Annotated in this window: 23 protein-coding genes and 1 pseudogene; 18 read left to right on the forward strand and 6 right to left on the reverse strand. The window is 54.9% G+C overall.

From position 1 onward, the window contains the following. Positions 1 to 273: 273 nt before the first annotated feature. The 8 genes from ACKXGA_RS00640 to ACKXGA_RS00675 all read left to right on the forward strand — a co-directional run bounded on the left by ACKXGA_RS00640 (position 274) and on the right by ACKXGA_RS00675 (position 5,097). Positions 274 to 1,779, forward strand: coding sequence for a DNA methylase (locus ACKXGA_RS00640; RefSeq protein ID WP_423729844.1), 1,506 nt, complete (start codon positions 274 to 276; stop codon positions 1,777 to 1,779). After that, positions 1,760 to 2,257 carry a hypothetical protein gene (locus ACKXGA_RS00645; RefSeq protein ID WP_423729845.1) on the forward strand — a complete coding sequence of 166 codons (498 nt, stop codon included), beginning with the start codon at positions 1,760 to 1,762 and terminating at the stop codon, positions 2,255 to 2,257. Before ACKXGA_RS00640 ends, ACKXGA_RS00645 begins: the two co-directional genes overlap by 20 nt. A 97-nt stretch (positions 2,258 to 2,354) precedes the next feature. Then, on the forward strand, positions 2,355 to 2,585 hold the full coding sequence (locus ACKXGA_RS00650; protein ID WP_423729846.1) for a hypothetical protein: 231 nt from the start codon (positions 2,355 to 2,357) through the stop codon (positions 2,583 to 2,585). A 25-nt stretch (positions 2,586 to 2,610) separates the two neighbouring features. Then, positions 2,611 to 3,336, forward strand: a complete 726-nt coding sequence (locus ACKXGA_RS00655; protein WP_423729847.1) for a MerR family transcriptional regulator — start codon at positions 2,611 to 2,613, stop codon at positions 3,334 to 3,336. Then, entirely contained in the window at positions 3,327 to 3,401 is a 75-nt protein-coding gene (locus ACKXGA_RS00660) for a desulfoferrodoxin family protein (RefSeq protein ID WP_423730376.1), read from the forward strand. The genes ACKXGA_RS00655 and ACKXGA_RS00660 overlap by 10 nt, the downstream gene beginning before the upstream one ends. Positions 3,402 to 3,670: 269 nt before the next feature. Beyond that, positions 3,671 to 4,336, forward strand: a complete 666-nt coding sequence (sfsA, locus tag ACKXGA_RS00665; protein ID WP_423729848.1) for a DNA/RNA nuclease SfsA — start codon at positions 3,671 to 3,673, stop codon at positions 4,334 to 4,336. A gap of 25 nt (positions 4,337 to 4,361) precedes the next feature. After that, positions 4,362 to 4,634, forward strand: a complete 273-nt coding sequence (locus ACKXGA_RS00670) for a macro domain-containing protein (protein WP_423729849.1) — start codon at positions 4,362 to 4,364, stop codon at positions 4,632 to 4,634. Beyond that, a complete protein-coding gene (locus tag ACKXGA_RS00675) occupies positions 4,585 to 5,097 on the forward strand; it encodes an ADP-ribosylglycohydrolase family protein (protein WP_347475184.1) in 513 nt (170 codons plus the stop codon). Before ACKXGA_RS00670 ends, ACKXGA_RS00675 begins: the two co-directional genes overlap by 50 nt. A gap of 141 nt (positions 5,098 to 5,238) precedes the next feature. Here the strand turns inward: ACKXGA_RS00675 and ACKXGA_RS00680 are convergent, their stop codons facing one another. The 5 genes from ACKXGA_RS00680 to ACKXGA_RS00700 all read right to left on the reverse strand — a co-directional run bounded on the left by ACKXGA_RS00680 (position 5,239) and on the right by ACKXGA_RS00700 (position 12,013). Further along, on the reverse strand, positions 5,239 to 6,840 hold the full coding sequence (locus ACKXGA_RS00680; protein WP_423729850.1) for a glycoside hydrolase family 36 protein: 1,602 nt from the start codon (positions 6,838 to 6,840) through the stop codon (positions 5,239 to 5,241). Further along, positions 6,833 to 8,218: a glycoside-pentoside-hexuronide (GPH):cation symporter gene (locus ACKXGA_RS00685; RefSeq protein ID WP_423729851.1), complete on the reverse strand. Its 1,386-nt coding sequence runs from the start codon at positions 8,216 to 8,218 to the stop codon at positions 6,833 to 6,835. The genes ACKXGA_RS00680 and ACKXGA_RS00685 overlap by 8 nt, the downstream gene beginning before the upstream one ends. Further along, positions 8,209 to 10,590 carry a glycoside hydrolase family 2 TIM barrel-domain containing protein gene (locus tag ACKXGA_RS00690; RefSeq protein ID WP_423729852.1) on the reverse strand — a complete coding sequence of 794 codons (2,382 nt, stop codon included), beginning with the start codon at positions 10,588 to 10,590 and terminating at the stop codon, positions 8,209 to 8,211. Before ACKXGA_RS00690 ends, ACKXGA_RS00685 begins: the two co-directional genes overlap by 10 nt. Continuing rightward, entirely contained in the window at positions 10,587 to 11,150 is a 564-nt protein-coding gene (locus ACKXGA_RS00695; RefSeq protein ID WP_097770693.1) for a TetR/AcrR family transcriptional regulator, read from the reverse strand. The genes ACKXGA_RS00690 and ACKXGA_RS00695 overlap by 4 nt, the downstream gene beginning before the upstream one ends. A gap of 209 nt (positions 11,151 to 11,359) precedes the next feature. After that, the gene (locus tag ACKXGA_RS00700) at positions 11,360 to 12,013 is read right to left on the reverse strand and encodes an NAD(P)H-hydrate epimerase (RefSeq protein ID WP_223385171.1); all 654 of its coding nucleotides are present in this window, start codon (positions 12,011 to 12,013) and stop codon (positions 11,360 to 11,362) included. A 202-nt stretch (positions 12,014 to 12,215) separates the two neighbouring features. Here ACKXGA_RS00700 and ACKXGA_RS00705 point away from each other — a divergent pair, with 202 nt between their 5' ends. The 7 genes and pseudogenes from ACKXGA_RS00705 to ACKXGA_RS00735 form a co-directional block, all read left to right on the forward strand. After that, entirely contained in the window at positions 12,216 to 12,458 is a 243-nt protein-coding gene (locus tag ACKXGA_RS00705; protein WP_223385172.1) for a hypothetical protein, read from the forward strand. Positions 12,459 to 12,555: 97 nt separating this feature from the next. After that, the gene (locus ACKXGA_RS00710; RefSeq protein ID WP_097772305.1) at positions 12,556 to 12,765 is read left to right on the forward strand and encodes a hypothetical protein; all 210 of its coding nucleotides are present in this window, start codon (positions 12,556 to 12,558) and stop codon (positions 12,763 to 12,765) included. Positions 12,766 to 13,142: 377 nt separating this feature from the next. Continuing rightward, the gene (locus tag ACKXGA_RS00715) at positions 13,143 to 13,910 is read left to right on the forward strand and encodes an EFR1 family ferrodoxin (RefSeq protein WP_423729853.1); all 768 of its coding nucleotides are present in this window, start codon (positions 13,143 to 13,145) and stop codon (positions 13,908 to 13,910) included. Between the two features lie 17 nt (positions 13,911 to 13,927). After that, positions 13,928 to 14,554, forward strand: coding sequence for an alpha/beta fold hydrolase (locus tag ACKXGA_RS00720; protein WP_423729854.1), 627 nt, complete (start codon positions 13,928 to 13,930; stop codon positions 14,552 to 14,554). Positions 14,555 to 14,586: 32 nt separating this feature from the next. After that, positions 14,587 to 14,976, forward strand: a complete 390-nt coding sequence (locus tag ACKXGA_RS00725; RefSeq protein WP_423729855.1) for a C-GCAxxG-C-C family protein — start codon at positions 14,587 to 14,589, stop codon at positions 14,974 to 14,976. A gap of 212 nt (positions 14,977 to 15,188) precedes the next feature. Continuing rightward, positions 15,189 to 15,716: an isochorismatase family protein gene (locus ACKXGA_RS00730; protein ID WP_156057662.1), complete on the forward strand. Its 528-nt coding sequence runs from the start codon at positions 15,189 to 15,191 to the stop codon at positions 15,714 to 15,716. An 82-nt stretch (positions 15,717 to 15,798) separates the two neighbouring features. Further along, positions 15,799 to 15,975, forward strand: a pseudogene (locus ACKXGA_RS00735) (low molecular weight phosphotyrosine protein phosphatase); the annotation flags it as partial. Positions 15,976 to 16,187: 212 nt separating this feature from the next. On the opposite strand, the gene ACKXGA_RS00740 reads toward ACKXGA_RS00735, so the two are convergent. Further along, entirely contained in the window at positions 16,188 to 17,024 is an 837-nt protein-coding gene (locus ACKXGA_RS00740) for a hypothetical protein (protein WP_423729856.1), read from the reverse strand. Between the two features lie 290 nt (positions 17,025 to 17,314). Here ACKXGA_RS00740 and ACKXGA_RS00745 point away from each other — a divergent pair, with 290 nt between their 5' ends. The 3 genes from ACKXGA_RS00745 (at position 17,315) to ACKXGA_RS00755 (ending at position 19,886) form a co-directional block, all read left to right on the forward strand. Continuing rightward, complete coding sequence (locus tag ACKXGA_RS00745) at positions 17,315 to 18,097, forward strand: ZIP family metal transporter (RefSeq protein ID WP_097770701.1); 783 nt, start codon at positions 17,315 to 17,317, stop codon at positions 18,095 to 18,097. 246 nt (positions 18,098 to 18,343) lie between these two features. Next, entirely contained in the window at positions 18,344 to 18,955 is a 612-nt protein-coding gene (locus ACKXGA_RS00750; RefSeq protein ID WP_117477513.1) for a class I SAM-dependent methyltransferase, read from the forward strand. 88 nt (positions 18,956 to 19,043) lie between these two features. Beyond that, positions 19,044 to 19,886 carry a class I SAM-dependent methyltransferase gene (locus tag ACKXGA_RS00755; RefSeq protein ID WP_423729857.1) on the forward strand — a complete coding sequence of 281 codons (843 nt, stop codon included), beginning with the start codon at positions 19,044 to 19,046 and terminating at the stop codon, positions 19,884 to 19,886. The last annotated feature ends 9 nt before the right edge of the window (positions 19,887 to 19,895 follow it).

Genomic DNA, 19,895 nt, shown 5'->3' on the forward strand with positions numbered 1-19,895 from the left:
GTCGGTATATTGCAAAGAGGACCTCTGCAACACCGAAAACGGACGGATAATCGTGGAGCTGTATCTGGGTAAACAGGAACATCACGTTTCGAGGATCTTATATTAAACAGGGCAGCAGCCCTATAAAAAAAGTGACAGCGTTTCAACTTGAAATGCTGCCACTCTTTTTTGTTGTCTATATCACAGATAAAATAGCGTTCCATCTTGAAAACAGTGCAACTATTTATTATAATAAAATAAATAGTTGTGACTTTTGCAAAGGAGGGCTGAAGTATGGCAGCGCAGCGCACCTATCTGGCAATCGACCTGAAAAGTTTCTATGCCTCGGTGGAGTGCGTAGACCGCCATCTGGACCCCCTGACCACGAATCTGGTGGTGGCAGATGCCTCCCGCACCGAAAAGACCATCTGCCTTGCGGTGTCGCCGTCCTTAAAAGCTTACAGGATACCCGGAAGAGCACGGCTGTTTGAAGCCGTTCAGCGGGTGAAAGAGGTCAACGCCCAGCGGCTGCAAACTGCCATCCGGCAGAAAAAAGCAGTCCGGGGAGAGGACGGCAAGTACCACTTTGCCAGAACCTCTTTTGATGCCAACGCCCTGAACGCAGACCCTGCGCTGGGGTTGAGTTACATTGTTGCGCCGCCCCGGATGCAGCGGTATCTGGACGTTTCCACCCAAATCTACAAAACTTACCTCAAATATGTGTCCCCGGCAGATATCTACCCCTACTCTATCGACGAGGTTTTTATTGATGTGACGGGCTATCTGCCCTACTACCACATGAGCGCCCACGAGCTTGCCATGACCATGGTGCGGGAGGTGCTGTGCAACACCGGCATCACCGCAACGGCAGGCATCGGCACCAACCTCTACCTTGCAAAGCTGGCCATGGACATTGTGGCAAAACACATCCCGGCGGACAAGGACGGTGTGCGCATTGCAGAGCTGGACGAGCAGTCCTATCGGTATCTGCTGTGGAACCATCGCCCGCTGACGGATTTCTGGATGACCGGTCCCGGCACGGTCAAGCGGCTGGAAGCTCACGGTATCTACACCATGGGGGACCTGGCACGGTTTTCTATCCACGGGGAAGATCGTCTGTATGAGATTTTCGGCGTGGACGCGGAAATTCTCATCGACCACGCATGGGGTTATGAGCCCTGCGGCATGGCCGAGATCAAAAGCTACAAGCCCAGCACCAACAGCATCAGCGAGGGGCAGGTGCTGACCTGTCCCTACCCCAACGACAAGGCGAAGCTCATTGTCCGGGAGATGGCGGAGATTCTGATGTTCCGGCTCACCGAAAAGAAGCTGGTGACGGAATCCATCACTTTGGAGATAGGCTATGACCGGGAGAATGTGGACAAGGGCGGCTACCGTGGTCTGACCCAGACCGACCGCTACGGCAGGGTCATCCCCAAGGCAGCCCACGGAACTGTCCGGTTCGATGTCCCCACCAATCTGGGCAGCACCCTTATCAACGAAAGCGCAAAGCTGTTTGAGCGCATTACAAATCCGGCGCTGACGGTGCGGCGCATTACCATCAACGCCAATAAGGTCACGCCGGATGAGGGCATCTATCAGGTGGACTTCTTTACCGACACCAGGAAGCTGGAAAAGGAAAAAAAGCTCCAGCAAGCGATGCTGGGCATCAAGAATAAGTACGGCAAAAACGCCGTGCTGAAAGCCAGCAGCTACGAAGAAGGTGCCACCATGCGCCAACGCAATGCGCAAATCGGCGGGCATAGTGCGGGAGGTTCAGATGGAAAACTACAAAAATAGCAAGATCGGGCTGGAGACCGCCCAAAAGTACGGGGACATCCTAGAGATGGAACGCCCCCAGACCGAAGAATCCCTCCGCAAGCACCCCCGCATGACCCTTCAGAACCGTGCCAAAATATTTTCGCCCTTCTCTCCGCTGCGGGGCTACGACGAGCAGCTTGCCGCAGAAAAGCAGCGCACCGAGCGCGTGACCAAGCGCATTCTGACCGAGGAAGAAATGTCCGCCCTGTCCGATCGGCTGATGCAGGTCACGAAAGGCATGACCATTACGGTACGGTATTTCAAGGAGGACACTACCCACCCGGAGATCCCGGCGGTAGGCGATTACCTCACCCTGACCGGCAAAGCAGACCGCATCGACCCGGTGTTCCGCACCTTGCAGGTGGGCGACACCGTGGTGCCCTTTGAAGATCTGGTGGAGGTCAGCGGGGAAGGCATCATGGACATTGATGTGTATCTGGGCATCAGGGAAGAATGAGATGACAAAAAATGCTGAAAGAGATGTTTATGGGACAGCTCTTTCGATAAAATGACCTCAGAAGAAGCAAAACACACTTCGGATGGAGGAAAATACAATGGCAAACGGTGATTACGGCTATTTCGGCAAAGGTGACACGGGCTATGCCCAATACATGACGGCCTTCAACCGCAACTTCGGCGGTTCGTCCGGCGGCGGTGGTGGTCGTGCTGGTGCTTATTGCCATGGGAAGCTGAGGGTATCCCCACGGTGCAGAGCTGCTTGTGGGAAACGGCGGAAAAAACTAAAAAAGCACTTGACCCTGACGTTGCGTCATAGCGTATACTGAGCTTGTCGCAAGGGAGGAAAACAAAATGATGACTGTCAAGGAAGTGAGCAATCTGACCGAGGTGAGCATTCGGACGCTGCAATATTACGATAAAATCGGTCTGCTGCATCCGGCGCATCGGACGCAGGCGGGATATCGCCTGTATGATGATGCTGCACTGGAACGATTGCAACAGATCTTGCTGTTCCGCGAACTGGAATTTTCACTGGAGGATATCCGAAAAATTCTGAAAAACCCGGAGTTTGACCGGGAAAAGGCACTGGAACAGCAGATCACATTGCTGACCCTGAAAAAACAGCATCTGGAAAAGTTGATCGCTCTTGCGGAGAAGATTCGGACAACAGGAGGAAACGTTATGGACTTCAACGCATTTGACACACAGAAGATCAGGGAATACGCCGAACGTGCAAAGAAAGAGTGGGGCGAAACCACAGAGTATCAGGAATTTGAGGCAAAAAATGCCCGGCGGACGCAGAAGGAATCTGACAACATCAACGAGCAGTTGATGGGGCTCGTAGCGGCATTCGGAACGCTGCAAACCAGAGAACCGACAGACCCCGCAGTACAGGCGCAGGTGAAAAAGCTGCAGGACTTTATCACCGAGAATTACTATACCTGCACGAAGCCCATTCTGCATCAACTTGGACAGATGTACGGTGCCGGCGGCGAGTTTACGGAGAACATCAACGCTGCCGGGGGAGAGGGTGCGGCAGAATTTGCTCAGAAAGCCATTGAAATTTATTGCCGATAAGCCAAAAGTCGATGTTAATATACGCCTACTGCAACCTGCATGGTCTGTGGATGACGAAGCTGTAAGAAATAAACGGGCTCCTGCCAGTGGCTAAACGCTTGCAGGAGCCTGTTTTTTGCGTGCAGCCAGAGGATTGATGCAGCGCTGAAAATGTTCTGCTTGACCTTGTGCAGAGGATGAAGTAATATACTCGCAAGAAACCAACGTACGAGGATATTGTACCGTGGTGGATTGGCTGCAAAGCCACGCCGACTACGAGATGAAGGTCATCTTCTGCTGCTTTGATGCCCGGACGGCGCAGTCGTATCAGACAAAAATGAAAATGGAGTAAACATTGAAATACAGAGAGATCGCGGACGGCATTTTTCTTGACCGCCCCAACCGTTTTATTGCCCATGTAGATGTGAACGGCACGGTGGAAACCGTCCATGTCAAAAACACCGGACGGTGTAAGGAACTGCTGCTGTCCGGTGCGGCGGTGCGTCTGGAAGTGTCGGACAACCCGAAGCGCAAGACAAAATACGACCTTGTGGCGGTACACAAGCAGGAACTTGGTTGGGTCAATATGGACAGTCAGGCACCCAACAAGGTGGTAGGAGAATGGCTCTCAAAGCAGGAGTTTGACCTAGTCAGGCCGGAGTTTGCATACGGAAAATCCCGCATTGATTTTTACATGAAAAAGGGCGAACAGAAATACCTGCTGGAGGTCAAAGGATGCACACTGGAAGTGGGCGGCATCGGTTATTTTCCGGATGCACCCACCGAACGGGGCGTGAAGCACTTGCACGAGCTAGCCCAGGCACAGCGGGCAGGGTATCGGTGCGCAGTAGCCTTTGTGATCCAGATGGAAGGCATCACCGAGGTGAGGCCGAATGTTGGCACGCAACCGGAGTTTGGCACAGCGCTGGCCGAAGCGAAAGCCGCAGGTGTGAGCGTGCTGTTTCTGCTTTGCCATGTCGGGCGGGACAGTCTGGAAATCGTGGAGCAGCGGGAAATGTGAAAAACCACATGAGGGAGGAACCACCATGCCTTTTTTGATGATCCGCAACGACATCACCAAGGTAACAGCGGATGCCATCGTCAACTCGGCGAACCGGAACCTTTTGCAGGGCAGCGGCACCAGCCGTGCCATCTATCAGGCAGCAGGGGAGCAGGAGCTGACCGCCGCCTGTGAAGCCATCGGGCACTGCGAGCCGGGCAGGGAAGTGTGTACCCCGGCATTCGGGCTGCCCGCAAAGTATATCTTCCATGCGGTCTGTCCGGCGTGGCAGGGCGGCTGCGGCAGGCTGGCTGTTTGACACGCTGGACAAAACGCTGGAGATGGCAAAGGTGACTGCCGAGGTCACCCACAACCACCCGGAGGGCATCAAGGGCGCACAGGCCACGGCGGCGGCCATTTTTCTGGCACGTACCGGCCACAGCAAGCCGGAGATCCGGCAGTATGTGGAGCAGACCTTCGGCTACGATTTGAGCCGCACCTGCGATGAGATTCGTCCGGGCTATCGCCATGTGGAGACCTGTCAGCAGACCGTGCCGGAAGCTATCATCGCCTTTCTGGAAAGCACCGGCTTTGAAGATGCGCTCCGCAATGCTGTTTCCCTTGGCGGCGACAGCGACACCCTTGCCTGCATCACCGGCGGCATTGCCGAAGCCTTTTACGGGATGCCACAGGAACTGCGGGCAGAGACCTTGAAGCGTCTGCCGGAGGATCTGCGGGCGGCGTACGAGCTGTTCCGGCAGAACCTTGAGCGAAGGATGTGACACCGTCGGCGCTGCACAGACCCAAGCTGTATTTAAAAAATTGAGGATCGTACCGGAAGAACAGCAAAACACCCGCCTGCGTATTGTGTGCAAAGCACAGTACATGGGCGGGTGTGGTTTTGTTGTGGTTTGTTCGCACTGTCAGAACAGGTCGAAACATAATTTTTGTGGAGTTCCGTCCAGCAGATACCGGATATAGAGACGGTCGTTTTCCGCTTCTGCCTGCACCTGCGTGGCGTGCTCAAAGAGGGTGCGCAGACGGCGGTATTCTGCCCGCTGCGCCTCTGTATAGCGGGACGGCATATCCGAGGTAAGGAACACATTGCCCAGCAGGGCGTTGACCGTGGCAAGGGTGCGTTTTTGCTCTGCCGTCAACTTGCAGTTTTCTTCCCGGAGGAAGAACACATCCGGGTCGCTGCCATAGGCACGGCCATTGAGCTGCCGCCGGAATAGCGTGTTGTTGATGGCCTGCTTTGTGGACACCCGCTCCCGATGGAACAGGCGCATATACCACACATCGTCCCAGTCCAGCCCTACGTCACAGCTGACACGGCAGTAATCCACCAGCCCGAAAGCCGGCATCACCGGTACGCCGCAGCCGAGAATCTGCTTTTGCCCGCACCATGTGCGCAAAAGCTCCATAGCACGGTACATCCGGGCTGCCCGGCTCTCGCGGGCGTTGCCAAAGGGGGCAGCACCGTACAGAAAATCCAGCTTGACAAGGTCGAAGCCCCAGTCGTTCAGCACCCGGTCAAATACCCGGCGCAGATAATCCAGCACGGCCGGGTTGTCGATATCCAGCGCATAAAAGCTGCTCCAGTTGCAGCCGCAGCACCACGGTGCACCGTTCACCTTCAGCAGCCAGTCCGGGTGCTGCCGGAAAAGGGCAGAGTCCTTTTCGCACACAAAGGGTGCAAGCCATAGCCCAGCCTGAAATCCGGCGGCGTGAATTTCCTCCACCATGCCTTTCAGTCCGTGGGGGAATTTCTGTGCATCTGTTTCCAGCCAGTCGCCCACCTTGGGCTCCCAGCCATCGTCGATCTGGAACAGGTCTCCCAGACAAAGCAGGCTGCGGCATCCGGTCAGGTCCTCCCGGATGGTATCCTCGGTGATGTCCTGATAGCGGTTGTACCAACTGGAATAGCCTGCCAGCTTCTTTTCAGTCCGGGGCTTGATGCCCATAGCCTGAAACCAGCCGTCGAACACCTCGGTCTCGCCGCCCTCGGCAAAAAACAGGTCAAGGAGTGGGAAACTGCCGCCGGGATGCTCCACCCCGGCGCAGTCACGCTCCAGCGTCAGCAGGGCTTTGCCGCTGTCGTAGCGGAGGATGGTGTAGCCCGGCTTCTCGTCCAGCGATGCCACCAGCCGGAACTGCTTGCCCTTGCGGAAATAGCAGTAGGAAAAGCCGTGGCTCTGCCCCTTTTGATGCCCATAAGGCGCAAAATGATAATCGCCGTAGCGGTCAAAGGCATATTTTTTGCGCAGAAAGCCGGGGATGTGGTCGGTGCCGCGCAGCTTTCCGTTCCGGTCCAGCTCCGGGCTGTAGGTCCATGTCTGGTAGCCGTTCATGAACAGACGCTCGTCTGCTTCCATCGTCCACGGCATCTCGGCACGCACCGCCTTCAGCGTCCCGGCGGGCAGGTCTGCCGTCAGATGCAGCGCACCGCCATTCTCCGTGACCGTGCAGGTGCCTGTTTGCACGCCGCCGGAAGTTTCCGCGTACCAGTGCAGCGTTTCAGTCATGGTGCGTTTCCTCCCCGTGGAGCTGTGCGCTGATCTCGGCAGCGCGGGCATCGGTCAGAACAAACTTGCGGCGGAACAGCACCAGCGCACCAGCCAGCACCAGCATGGGCAGAACGGTCATCATCAGGCGCAGACCCAGCAAGGTTCCGGCACTTTGTAATGCCACCGGGCCGGTCTCCTCCGTGTTGCCCACAAGACCGATGAGGTCCAGCCCGATGCCGGTCAGGAATACCGCCACACCGGAGGCAGCCTTGACCACAAAGGTCTGCATGGAAAAGATGACGCTCTCCTCCCGGCGTCCGGTCTTAAGCTCGCCGTAATCCACGCTGTTGGAAAGGAACAGAGTGGTCAGCACGGTCAGCATTCCGTTGCAGGCGAACACCACCACGCCCGGAATGCACAGCAGGGCAAGGCTGTGGGACAGGCCGGTCAGGCAGAACACCAGCAACGTGCCGTAGCCGCACAGCGCCAGCAAAAGGCTCAGGTAAAATACCTGCGTACTGCTGAACTTTTTGCGCAGCAAGGGGTAAAGCACCATCATGCCAAGGATCTGCGCCGCACCGCCCACGGTGGAAAACAGGGTGTAGGTGGCTTTCCAGCCTGCACCGCCAAGGTCGTACTTGAAGAAATAGATGATGAAGTTGGAGGTAAGGTACAGTGCCGAGTTGATCAGCACGATGCTGCCTACCACTACCATAGCCTGATCGTTGCGGAACAGGGCGGAGAACATCTCCTTTACGGTGGCGGTCTTCATCTCACTGGGGGCGGTTTCTTTCATGGAAATGCAGCACACCAGCTCTGTCACTGCAAAAATTGCCGCTACGATCAATGCCACCCAGCGGAAGCCAGCGCGCTCGCTGTCGCCGCCAAGGGCTCCCACCAGCAGCATGGTGAACATAGCGATGAGGGCAGAGCCAACGCCTGCACAGGTACGCCCCACCATGGAAAGGTTCTCCCGGTCTTTTGGGGTGCGGGTCACGGCCGGGATCATGGACCAGTAGGGGATATCCATCATGGTATAGGTGACGCCCCACAGGATGTACATCACGCTGAAATAGACCATCAGCGCCGCTTCGTCCAGCACCGGGGCGGCAAACAGGGCGTAGAGCACCAGCGCATTGAGCAGCGTGCCGGAAAAGATCCACGGACGGAAACGTCCCCAGCGGGTGCGGGTCTTTGCCACCAGAACCCCCATAAAGGGGTCGTTGAAGGCATCAAAGAACCGGGCAGCCATGAGCACGACGCCCACAAAGCTGGCCGAAAGCCCCAGCACATCCTGATAATAATACATGACGTAAGAAGCCGACAGGGCATATACCATATCCTTGCCCACGGCACCAATACCAAATGCGGTTTTCTGTTTCAGGGTCAGTTCCATACAGCGTCCTCCTTTTCAATGGTGAACCGCAGCACAACGGGCTGGGTCTGCGGTGCAGAAACGGTCAGCAGGGCTTCTCCGGCAGTGCCCACGGTGCGCAGATAGGTTCCGGTCATGCCGCCCTCGGCAACGGAGGTCTGTGGACCCACAAGGGCGGCGCTGCCCTCCACCGCAAACTGCACCGGGAACTGTGCGTAGGGGGCTGGGGTGCCGTTCTCGTCCAGAATGCGCACCCGGACAGCGGCCATATCGTAAGTATCTTTTTCCCGAAGAGCCGTCCGGCTGACCTTGACTTCCAAGTGCAGCTTTGCACTGGGGCAAAGGGTCACGCTGCGCACCACGTTGCCGTCCTGCACGGCATCGAACCGCCAGCGGGTAGCTTCGCCGCCCCAGTTGCCCACATATTTGCCGTAAAGCGCCACGCCATCTTCAAAGCTCATTTTGTAGTGCAGCATACACCAGCCGAATTTGACCTTGTAGGCCAGCGGCAGTCCCGCCAAGCCGTATTTTCCGGCGGCCAGCAGGCAGTCCCGCACAGCGGCTGCCTTGGCGGGGGAAAAGTGCTCCTGCGTTTCCAGCAGCTCGCCAATGGGATCGTCCATCACAAAGGGAGGGTGGGGCAGCGCCGTCCACTCGCTTTGGCGCAGGGCGGTGACGAACACATCGTTTTTGTAAAGCCTTACCTGTTGGGCATTGCTGAAAACATAGGCCGTGCCCAGCTGCCCGGCGGGGTTATCGCCGATGTCCATGGAGGAGCTGACCGCCAGCACCGGGTCAGCGTCACCCTGACTGGCATAGACCGCTGCCGCCAATTTGGGGTTGCGGAAGCTGTCCAGCACCCCGTGGTAGCAGATGCGATCCCCGGAGCCAAAGTCCTTGTGGGTCTGGTAGTCGAACATGCACCAGCCAAAGCACCCGGCGTGCTCCTTGCTGGCATAGGCGGCGTTCTGCACCCGGACGTGCCGCAAGGCGTGCTCCTGTCGATGAGGGCCATCGTCAAAGGCTTTGGTGGGGTACATGTGACCGTTGCACTCCGAGATGAGCAGCGCCTTGCCCATATCCGGGGTCACGTCCTTTTTGGGCTTTGCGCCGGGCGTTGTGCCGTTGTGGGAAAAATCGTTGTAGGCATAGACATCCTCCAGCAGATGGCTTTTTTCCAGATACCGCACACCGGAGGTGGCGCGGCTGGGGTCCAGCTGATGGGCAATTTGATTGGTGCGGGTGTAGAAGGCATCGTCGTCCACGCTCTCGTTGATGCGCACGCCCCACAGGATGATGCTGGGGTGATTGCGGTTTTGCAAGATCATCTCCTGCAGCATCTCGCAGGCGGCATCCTTCCAGTTGTCGTCCCCGATGTGCTGCCAGCCCGGCAGCTCGGTGAACACCAACAGACCCCGCCGGTCGCACTCGTCCAGAAAATATGGACTTTGGGGGTAGTGGCTGGTGCGCACGGAGGTGCAGTGCAGCTCCTCCTGCAAAATGCGGGCATCCTCCCGCTGCAGGCTTTCCGGGGCGGCGTAGCCGATGTAAGGGTAGCTCTGGTGTCGGTTCAGACCCCGCAGGAAGGTCTTTCTTCCGTTGAGGTAAAAGCCATCCGCCCGGAACTCTGCGGTGCGGAAGCCAAAGGTCACCTGTTTGCGATCGATGGGTTGTCCGGCTGCGTTCAAAAGATCTGCCACGGCATGATGCAAAACCGGGTGCTCGGTATCCCACGGCTGTGCGTCCGGGACAGAAAGCTGCATCTTCCCGGTTTCTGCCGCCTGTGCGGTCTGCTCTGCCAGCAGGGTGCCGTCTGCGGTCTCCAGCCGGATGCGGACCGCCACGGCTGCGGGTGTGAGCTCTGCCGTCCACTGCACCACAGCCTCATGCAGGGTGGGTGTGTAGACGAACAGGTCGGTCAGGCGGCTCTCTGCCGTAGCTTCCAGCCAGACCTCCCGGTACAGCCCGCCGTAGGTCAGGTAGTCGATGACAAAGCCAAAGGGTGGAATGGCCGGGTCTTCACGGGTATCCAATTGCACGGTCAGCAGGTTTTCACCCTCCCGGTCCACAAGGCCGGTGATCTCCACCGCAAAGCCCGTATAACCGCCCCGGTGCTGCCCGGCAACCCTGCCGTTGACCCGCACCACCGCCTGATGAGCGGCTCCGTCAAAGCGGAGGAACAGCCGGGGCGCAGCCTGCACCGGCGGCACCCGGAACCGTTTGCGGTAGCCGCAGACCATCTCGTAATCGGCCGGAGAGGCATAGTGCAGCGGCACCTCCCGGCAGGTATGGGGCAAGCGGACGGCTTGTTGTTTTGGCACCGGCAGCCCCTTGCCAAAGGCTTCCGTCCAGTGGTGGGTAAACTCCCAATCATCGCAAAAACTGTGTTTCATCGCGGCAGCACTCCTTCCAGTAAGATCGAGATCATTTCTTCCAGTACAGCCACATACTGCACCCCGCTTTCTGCCAGACTGCGGTCTGCCAGAAAACTCTCAATGGATGCGGTGATCATCTGCCGCAGCACCGGCAGGGATACCGGACGCATGACCCCCTCTGCCACAGCCTGTTCCAGCAGCGCCATGGTGGGTTCCCACCCGTTTTCCAATTGACTGCGCACCCGCGCCGCCACCACCGGGTATTTCTCGTCCAGCTCCTTCATCTGCCGCAGGTCCAGCGCAGCATATTCCGTCGGCATGGCTATGATGACCGCCCGCAGCTTTTCCTGCAAAGTACCGCTGCCTGCCAGAATTTCCTGCTTGCAGTGGTGGATCTCCGCAAAGGCATGGTCTACCATGTCCAGCAGAAGGGCCTCCTTGGAGGGGTAAACGGTGTAGATAGTCTTTTTGCTGATGTGCAGCGGCTCTGCCACCTGCTGCATGGTGAAATGCAGCCCCTGTTGACGGAATAACTGCATGGCCTGTGTGCGCACAAGGGCATCGAGCTTTTCCTGCATGAGCGTCCTCCTTGTGGAAACTGTGCTTGCTTTTCTGGTTTCCATTCTAGTGCGGAAACCCACGCAAATCAAGTAGTTTCCGCATTTTCTGCGTTCTGCCAAGAAAGTGCAGACATTTTGCAGCAGAATGACAAAAAGAACCCCGGCGTGCCTTGAAAGCTGCCGGGGTCTTTTACGTGCAGGTGCTTTTCCGCAGTGGCAAGTCCTCGTCAAAACTCCGGGTGCCATTCATCCCGGATGCCAATGTCGGCACAGACGATTTTTCCGCACAGCGGCGCAGAGGTTTCTGCCATATGCAAAGGCTTATAGCTGTCGAAGGTTACGGTCAGATCCGCATGAGCAGCACCTTCGGCAACCTCGCCGGTATCCGTGGTGATGCCGCTGGGCAGGTCTACGGCAAGCACAAAGGCACCGCTCTTGTGCAGACGACGCAACAGCCCGCAGGCAGTAAGACCGGAAGGCCGCAGTTCACCATGGAACCCGGTGCCGTAGAGGGCATCCACAGCAGCGTCAAAACTCTGGGTTTCCAGTACGGAACCGTCGGCGCAGATGTGCACTGGCAGGGAGTGCAGACGCGCAAAATTGAGGATGGCATCAGCAGTTTTCGGCTCGCCCTCGGCCAGAAGAACGGTCACACTCCAGCCGTCTTTTGCTGCGGCGCGGGCAATCACAAACCCATCACCGCCATTGTTGCCCTTTCCGCAGACCACCAGCAGTCTGCCGGGATGCGGAAACTGCTTTTGCAGTTCGGCGTAAGCCGCCAGTCCGGCATTTTCCATCATTTGCAGGTAGGGCAGACCGTGGGCATCCCCGGCTCGTTCAATTTCCTTCATCTGCGCAGCCGTCACAATGCGATGTTTCATGTTGGCACCTTCTTTCTATCTCTATTATAATGGATGAGAATGTTTGGAACAAGATGAAAGATACCGATGCATAGGATCTGTCCCCGGAGAGTTGGAACAAGCCCTCCGGGGGCATTTTTGTTTTTCACTATCTTTTCCGTAGGGGAAAACCATGGTATACTGGACGCAACGAATCCAAAGTAATAAACCGGGAGGTACCGTTATGAAGTGGGGAATTTTAGCCACCGGCACTATGACGCTGGAAGTGGAGGGCAAAGAGTCGGAGGTCATCCGCTGCCCGGTGGACATCAACGGCTTTGAGTATGAGATCCGGGAAGCAAGCCGCTGCGTCAAGCTGGGACGTACCGGCAGCGACCGCTACACCCCGCAGGACAGCCTTGCCCTGACTCGCCTGATGTACGACACCCGCATGAGCTGGGGCATGAAGTTTGCGGGTGAGGTGTAAGCACACACCTTGCCGCAAAGGGCTTTTTTGGCGTGCGGAGACTATGGCATACGGAGAGCGGCAACTCGGAATTGATATAAAAAAGGAGGACACATAGATGAAAACAGTGGTTCTTTATAATATTATTTCTTTTATCATCCTCGTTGCTTTGATTTTTGTCTTAAGGATTGTTAGTAAGAGTAATTTAAGACAAAATCAACAACTTGTTATTAAAGTCATTGCAACTATTTTAATTGTTTGTGTGATAGCGTTCGTGCTTTTTATTGATGCAATAGCATTTGGCATTATAGGACCAGTTCAAGATTAACAATTCCAGTTTGACAAGGAAGTGCTTTGCATGAAAAAGCGTATATCAAGGATTCTCGGTTTAATAATGCTGATTATAGCTATTGCATTTATAGTGTTTGCATTGAACCATCCAGAAATGAGCTTTCCTTGGAACAATACTATTACTTGGTTACTGTATGGTTTATATATTCTTGTGACAGTCATGCTACTTATTGCGCCTAAGGCGAAGAAGTAAACAATTCGCGTTTGTGGAGCGAAGCGGAACAATGAAAGCCCCAGTGGGGCTTTCAAGCGACCGAACGGTCTTGCGGCAGCAAGATGGAGGGGCCTCGCCCCGACAAGTTCCAGCTTGTCGGGCAGACAGGTAACTGAAAAACACAAAATGAGGGAGCAGCCATGGTACTTTATTTTACGGGAACTGGCAACAGCCGGTATCTGGCACGGCGCATTGCCGAAGGGTTGGAGATGCCGCTTTACGACCTGAACGCCTGCATCAAGGCAGGGGATACTGCCCCGGTGCAGACCGGGCGTGACGTGGTGCTGGTCACACCTACCTACGCATGGCGCATCCCCCGGGTGGTGTCGGAGTGGCTGGACAAGACCGAGCTGACCGGGGCAGAGCGCATCTGGTTTGTGATGGACTGCGGCAGCGAAATTGGCAATGCAGCAGGCTATAACCGGCAGCTTGCGGCGCAAAAGCAGCTGAAGTATATGGGCACAGCCCAGATCATTATGCCGGAAAACTACATTGCCATGTTCAATGCGCCACAAAAAGAGCAGGCAAAGAGCATCGTGGAGCAGGCAGAGCCTGAACTTCAGAAGGTGCTGACCCAGCTCAGAGCCGGGCAGGAGTTTCCCCCGCCGAGAGAAAACCTCTATGACCGCTTTATGAGCGGCCCGGTAAACCCGGTGTTCTATCGCTTCTTTGTAAAAGCCGATGCCTTCCGGGCAACGGAAGCCTGCATCGGCTGCGGTAAGTGCGTGGAGCTGTGCCCCCTGAACAATATCCATCTGGAAAACGGAAAGCCGGTCTGGGGAAAAAAATGCACCCATTGCATGGCGTGCATCTGCTATTGCCCCAAAGAAGCCATCGAGTACGGCAAAAAGAGCAGGGAAAAGCCACGGTATCACTTTGAAGCGCTGGAAAGGAAGCGGGACGTGTGAAGGAGAGCGGAAATTAGATGAAGTATTTATACTTACATGGATTAGGACAAAAACCAGACAGTTGGGACAGAGTAATAAAAGAAACGAAGGTCTCGGACAGCAGCGTCTGCTTGAGTTTGGCAGAGATGCTGGAGGACAAAGCGGCCACTTATGGGGAACTGTATGCTGCATTTTCAGGAGAGTGTGATAGGGAAGATGATGAAATCGTCTTGTGCGGGCTCTCCTTGGGTGCTGTTCTGGCACTTAATTATGCGATAGACCATCCGAATAAAGTAAAGGCACTGGTGCTAATTGCAGCACAATATAAAATGCCTGAAAAGCTATTGAAGTTCCAGAATATGCTGTTTCGCTTTATGCCGAATACAATGTTCAAGCAATTTGGCCTCAAAAAAGCTGATGTGATCAGCTTGTGCGGTACGATGACGGAATTGGATTTCAGGGATTCATTATGTAAGGTGTCCTGTCCGGCATTGATCGTTTGTGGGGAAAAGGACAACGCAAACAAAAAAGCCTCAAAGGAACTTGCCAGTTATTTGAGTGATTCCCACTTCCATGAACTTCTGAAAGCAGGTCATGAAGCAAACATAGAATCTCCGGAGGAATTGGCAACAGTGTTACAGGAATTTTATGATAATGTCGAATAAACTACGATTCATCAAAGAAAGAGGACTGTAAAATGAACATCGAAGAACGGGCGGCACAGGCTGCCGCATGGAAAGCTACTGGACAGTGCAACTGTGCACAGGCGGTGCTGAAGGCATTTGAGGACAAGCTGCCGGTGGATGCCGACACCCTGATGAAGCTGGGCGCAGGCTATGCCGCCGGCATGGGCTGCATGGAGAGCACCTGCGGCGCACTGATCGGCGCTGTGATGGTGGCGGGCATCGTCACCGACGGCAAGGGCACACCCCGCATTTCCAAGAAACTGCTGCAAAACTTTCAGGAAAAGTGTGGTGCTACCATCTGCAAGGATCTGAAGGGGATAGAGAACGGCGCACCGCTGTGCCCGTGCCCGGAGTGCGTCCGCAACGCTGTTCTGGCACTGGGCGAGGTGCTGGGAGAGTAAGATGAAGAAGATCTTGTTTGTTTGCCACGGCATTATGTGATACATACTGTGGGACCGATATGGAATATCCGGGGCAGTTTGATTTAGTGGAATGGGTGCGATTTGATTCTCATACAGAATCGGTGTATGAAGCAGAAGTTACGCTCTATTATAATATACGAATTTAGTTTATTTTGAATCAAAGCAAAAAGCTCAAAAAGGAGAGATTATTCATGGTTTTATTGGTTGTAGATGCACAGAATGGTATCGTGGATGAACGCTTATATGAGTTCAGAAAGTTTGTTGGTAATATCAAAAAGCTGATTGGAGCAGCTCGAGAACAAGGCATAGAAGTTATTTATGTACAGCATGATGATGGACCTGATACCGGATTCTCTATCGGGGATGATGAGTTTGAGGTTTATTCCGAGTTTCAACCGATGCCTGATGAAAAACGGTTTATCAAGTCCGTATGCAGTGCGTTCAAAAAAGAGAGTGGTCTGCTTGAGTATCTGACTGCAAAGGAAGAAAAAGACGTGATGATTTGTGGCATTATGACTGATTTCTGTATCAATGCCACGGTAGAGGCTGGTTTTGAGCATGGCTTACACATGATTGTTCCTGCCTATGCAAATTCTACGCAGGACAATGAGTACATGACGAGGGAACAGGCTTACCATTACTATAATGAATTTCTCTGGCCTGAACGATATGCAGACTGCGTACCAATGGACAGGGCATTGGAATTACTCAAAAAATGATATAGCGTAAACGGTCTTTGCTGAATACCTTTGTTACCGAAATACATTACATAAACTTCAAGATCATGTTGCAGTAAATTCAATAAATCAGTATCATGTGAATATCTGCCGCAGCCCTATGGCGGAATTTGTGATGAAGGACTTAGTGGAAAAGGCGGGGATTTCCGCACAGTTTGAAATTGCCTCGGCGGCCACAAGCACCGAGGAAATCGGCAACCCGGTCTATCCGCCTGCCCGGCGCAAGCTGGCTGGGCGTGGAGCCTGCCAGCATTGCCAAAACGCTGTTGGATGGATCCTTTTGTGATTTGCAGAGTAATGCCGGCAATATTGATTCCGTATTGCAGACGTAAAAACTGTTGACCCTGCGATGGGGCTCCATCTGCAATGAAAAAAGGGCAAAGCCGCCTGCATTCAGGAGACCTTGCCCTTTTGTGTTATATTTTACAATAAATCAGGCAGTTTTCCGCAGCCTCACAGCGCCACGCTGACCGGCAGGACATACACGCCGTCGGCGGCGTAGAAGGTGATCTGAGTAATCGTCTTGCCGATGATGGATGCAAAGTAAGGATCATCGGCATTGAAGCCCAGCTTGGTACCATGCCAGATGTTGGTCACATGATGCAGGCCGTACTCACTGCCATCGGCGGTGGTCAGAACTACGCCGTAGACCTTGTTGGCCTTGTAGTCCAGATCAAAACCGGAGATTTTCATCTCGTAGGTGGCGTGGTGACCGTTGGTATTCAGCTCCACAGCGGCGCCCTCTACGGTGGTCTCGGTGGCGTTGACCTTGCCAAACTCCCACTTGCCGCTCAGCAGGTTATACCATGCGGTGATGTAGCAGGCAGGGGTCTCACTGAGCTTGTAGTAAGCGTAGCTCTCGTTCTCAAACAAGGCATCTGCGCCGGTGTAGGTGGTGGTGGATTCCTTGCCCTTCAGGGTAACGGTAATGTCGTAGCTGTCGGTATCGGTGACCTGCTTTGCGTTCTCCAGCGCCCACGGGGTCAGCACCTTGACCGGGAAGGAAACGCCGGTGATGTCGGTGCCATCTGCGTTGACGTGGTAGGAACCGGCGGCAAGCTTGCCCGCACGGGTCTTGTTCTTGGTGGCGCTGGTCACAGCGTCGATCTCAGATGCGTTGTCCACACCGGCAGCCTTGTAGAAGTCGGCGTAGGGGATGTTCATCTGGACATAGCTGGAGGTCAGGCAGTTTTCCTGTTCTACCTCTTCCGCAGCGAAGGCCGGGACTGCCACAGCGCATACCAGCATAGCGGCCGCAAGTGCACCTGCAAATACTTTTTTCAATCTCATGGTAACACACCTCTATCTCAGTTTTGAAAAAACAGTTAGCTTTGCCTAACAATTGATGCAAAAAAATGCAGAGGCAAAGCGCCTCAGATGGTTAGGCAAAACAAATTCACGAAACAAAAATAGCACTCCCACCGGGCGTTGTCAAGTAGAAACCGGCAAGTTTGCAGAGGTGAATTTTTCGATGCAGGAAACGACCTGCATCCTCTATACCGCAAAGCCCTTGACCTTTTTGCCGGAGCGCAGTATACTGCTTTCATAGTTAGTTATATTTAACCATAAGGAGGTACTACATGATACAAGACGCATTCTGGGGGATTTTGATCCCCTTTCTGGGCACAAGCCTTGGGGCGGGCTGTGTGTTCTTTTTGAAAAACTCTCTGCGTGACGGCATCCAGCGCGCCCTCACCGGCTTTGCCGCCGGAGTGATGGTGGCGGCATCGGTGTGGAGTTTGCTGATCCCGGCCATGGAGCAGGCCGCAGATCTGGGCAGGCTGGCGTTTTTCCCGGCGGCGGTGGGTTTCTGGCTGGGGATCCTGTTTTTGCTGCTGCTGGACCATCTCATCCCGCATCTGCACCAGAACAGTTTGCAGGCCGAAGGGCCAAAAAGCCAGCTCCAGCGCACCACCATGATGGTTCTGGCGGTGACGCTGCACAACATCCCGGAGGGTATGGCAGTGGGCGTAGTCTACGCCGGGTATCTTGCCGGAACTGCTCAGATCACCGCCGCCGGGGCGCTGGCACTTTCCCTTGGCATAGCCATCCAGAACTTCCCGGAGGGTGCCATCATCTCCATGCCCCTGCGGGCGGAAGGAATGAAAAAAGGCCGGGCGTTCTGGGGCGGCGTGTTGTCCGGCATCGTAGAGCCCATCGGGGCAGTGCTGACGATTCTGGCGGCAGGCATCGTGGTGCCCGCTTTGCCCTATCTGCTCAGCTTTGCCGCCGGAGCCATGCTGTATGTGGTGGTGGAGGAGCTGATCCCGGAAATGTCGCAGGGGCAGCACTCCAACGTTGGCACGGTATTTTTTGCAGTGGGCTTCAGCGTGATGATGGTGCTGGATGTGGCACTGGGGTGACGGCTGGGGGTCTTGAAAACGAAATCTCTTTTGGAATCTCCGAAAATGCCTGAACTTCTTGACAGCGACAACAGCAGGGCGTATTATTTTGGCAGAAGGGCCGCTGAGATGCGGCTTTTTATAGAACAGAAAGTTAGCCTTATTTAACTTACGGCACGAGGAATTGCTGGCCTGTCACCCGGAGCAGTGGGCGCATCTGGTAAAAAGCATTGCATTGTGAACGGTAAACAGAAAGAGGGGGGCATTATGTCTTTTTTTGAAAACACCCGAAAGCCCGTAGGCCTTGGCGGGAAGATCATGGTTGCTATGATGAACTTTGGACACAGCGCAATGGCAGAATGGGGGCTGTGCTTTTTACAGCCTGCCCCGGATGCCATGGTGCTGGACTGCGGCTGCGGCGGTGGAGCGAACATTAAAACGCTGTTGAAACTGTGCCCTAACGGCAAGGTGCAGGGCATCGACTACTCAGCCGTCAGCGTGGAAAAAGCGCGAAAAGTCAATGCCAGAGCCATTGCGGCAGGACGGTGTACCGTGCAACAGGCAAGTGTGGCAGAGCTGCCGTTTGAAGCGGAGCAGTTTGAGGTGGTGACCGCCTTTGAAACGGTCTATTTCTGGCCGGAGCTTGCGCAGAATTTCAGAGAGGTTTATCGAGTGCTGAAGCCCGGCGGGGTCTTTTTCATCTGTAACGAAGCGAACGGCGAAACAACAAAAGACGACAAATGGACACAGATCATCAATGGGATGACTATTTACACGGATACTGCACTGAAAGAGTATCTGGAACAAGCAGGATTCTGTAAGATTCAGAGCCACAAAAATAAAAAGAGCTGGCTTTGCGTTACGGCGCAAAAGCGGTGAAGTAGTGCAACCGTAACATTTGGAATAGTGAAGAGCATGGCATGGTTTGCCTGCCGGAAAGCAGAATAAGGAGAACAGGAAGGAACCTATGAAATACAAAATCGAGAAAAACACCGTGCAGGAGACGCTGATCCTCCCGTTGTATTCCCGGAAGCTGTGCACAGAGCTGTATCCGAACCTTTACCGGGACGAAACAGCGGTGCGCCTGATCGACCAGATCGACTACGACTTTTCAGAGGCAGAGAAAAATTCTCGCAGCCTGATGCAGCGCTTCGGTGCGCTGGAGGTCGCTATGCGGCAGAATGACCTTGCGTGGGAAGTACGGAATTATCTGAAAACCCATCCCAGCGCGGCAGTGGTCAATCTGGGCTGCGGGCTGGATAACACCGGCAGAGCCTGCGACAATGGCAGATGCAAGATCTACAATCTGGATTTCCCGGATGTGATCGCCTTGCGGCAGCAGCTGCTGCCCGCCGGGGAGCGGGAGCAAAACATCCCCCGCGACCTGAAAGACCCCGCATGGTTTGACAAGATCGATGCCTCCGGCGGGGCGGTGTTTTTTGCCTCCGGGGTGTTCTATTACTTCCTGACCCAGCAGGTCCGGGATCTGGTGCAGGGGATGGCGGAGGCTTTCCCCGGCGGAGTGCTGGTCTTTGATGCTGCCAACCGTACGGCGGTGAAGATGATCGCCAAAACGTGGCTCAGAACGGCGAAAATCAAGGATGTGGGAGCATATTTCGCGGTTTCGGATGCTCCCAAGGAGATTGGCGAGTGGGACAGCCGGTTACGGGTATCCAGCCGGGGCTATATGCTGGGGTACAACGATTTGAAAGATCCTTCTGTCAGCGGCTTTTTCCGGTTTCTTGCAAGGGTCGGGGACAACGGGATGAAAATGCAGATCGTGAAGATCGGATTTGGAGACAGACAATGAAATACGCAG

It is taken from the genome of Faecalibacterium hominis (ex Afrizal et al. 2022) (assembly GCF_049545105.1).
Lineage (GTDB): Bacteria > Bacillota > Clostridia > Oscillospirales > Ruminococcaceae > Faecalibacterium > Faecalibacterium duncaniae.

Excerpts from the sequence above, each read along its gene's own strand:
- ACKXGA_RS00750 (WP_117477513.1), top strand. The coding sequence starts at position 18,344 with ATGTCTTTTTTTGAAAACACCCGAAAGCCCGTAGGCCTTGGCGGGAAG.
- ACKXGA_RS00680 (WP_423729850.1), bottom strand. The coding sequence starts at position 6,840 with ATGACTGAAACGCTGCACTGGTACGCGGAAACTTCCGGCGGCGTGCAA.
- ACKXGA_RS00655 (WP_423729847.1), top strand. The coding sequence starts at position 2,611 with ATGATGACTGTCAAGGAAGTGAGCAATCTGACCGAGGTGAGCATTCGG.
- ACKXGA_RS00650 (WP_423729846.1), top strand. The coding sequence starts at position 2,355 with ATGGCAAACGGTGATTACGGCTATTTCGGCAAAGGTGACACGGGCTAT.
- ACKXGA_RS00720 (WP_423729854.1), top strand. The coding sequence starts at position 13,928 with ATGAAGTATTTATACTTACATGGATTAGGACAAAAACCAGACAGTTGG.
- ACKXGA_RS00745 (WP_097770701.1), top strand. The coding sequence starts at position 17,315 with ATGATACAAGACGCATTCTGGGGGATTTTGATCCCCTTTCTGGGCACA.
- ACKXGA_RS00710 (WP_097772305.1), top strand. The coding sequence starts at position 12,556 with ATGAAAACAGTGGTTCTTTATAATATTATTTCTTTTATCATCCTCGTT.
- ACKXGA_RS00705 (WP_223385172.1), top strand. The coding sequence starts at position 12,216 with ATGAAGTGGGGAATTTTAGCCACCGGCACTATGACGCTGGAAGTGGAG.
- ACKXGA_RS00725 (WP_423729855.1), top strand. The coding sequence starts at position 14,587 with ATGAACATCGAAGAACGGGCGGCACAGGCTGCCGCATGGAAAGCTACT.
- ACKXGA_RS00670 (WP_423729849.1), top strand. The coding sequence starts at position 4,362 with ATGCCTTTTTTGATGATCCGCAACGACATCACCAAGGTAACAGCGGAT.
- ACKXGA_RS00700 (WP_223385171.1), bottom strand. The coding sequence starts at position 12,013 with ATGAAACATCGCATTGTGACGGCTGCGCAGATGAAGGAAATTGAACGA.
- ACKXGA_RS00685 (WP_423729851.1), bottom strand. The coding sequence starts at position 8,218 with ATGGAACTGACCCTGAAACAGAAAACCGCATTTGGTATTGGTGCCGTG.
- ACKXGA_RS00645 (WP_423729845.1), top strand. The coding sequence starts at position 1,760 with ATGGAAAACTACAAAAATAGCAAGATCGGGCTGGAGACCGCCCAAAAG.
- ACKXGA_RS00690 (WP_423729852.1), bottom strand. The coding sequence starts at position 10,590 with ATGAAACACAGTTTTTGCGATGATTGGGAGTTTACCCACCACTGGACG.
- ACKXGA_RS00695 (WP_097770693.1), bottom strand. The coding sequence starts at position 11,150 with ATGCAGGAAAAGCTCGATGCCCTTGTGCGCACACAGGCCATGCAGTTA.
- ACKXGA_RS00755 (WP_423729857.1), top strand. The coding sequence starts at position 19,044 with ATGAAATACAAAATCGAGAAAAACACCGTGCAGGAGACGCTGATCCTC.
- ACKXGA_RS00675 (WP_347475184.1), top strand. The coding sequence starts at position 4,585 with ATGCGGTCTGTCCGGCGTGGCAGGGCGGCTGCGGCAGGCTGGCTGTTT.
- ACKXGA_RS00640 (WP_423729844.1), top strand. The coding sequence starts at position 274 with ATGGCAGCGCAGCGCACCTATCTGGCAATCGACCTGAAAAGTTTCTAT.
- ACKXGA_RS00730 (WP_156057662.1), top strand. The coding sequence starts at position 15,189 with ATGGTTTTATTGGTTGTAGATGCACAGAATGGTATCGTGGATGAACGC.
- ACKXGA_RS00715 (WP_423729853.1), top strand. The coding sequence starts at position 13,143 with ATGGTACTTTATTTTACGGGAACTGGCAACAGCCGGTATCTGGCACGG.
- ACKXGA_RS00740 (WP_423729856.1), bottom strand. The coding sequence starts at position 17,024 with ATGAGATTGAAAAAAGTATTTGCAGGTGCACTTGCGGCCGCTATGCTG.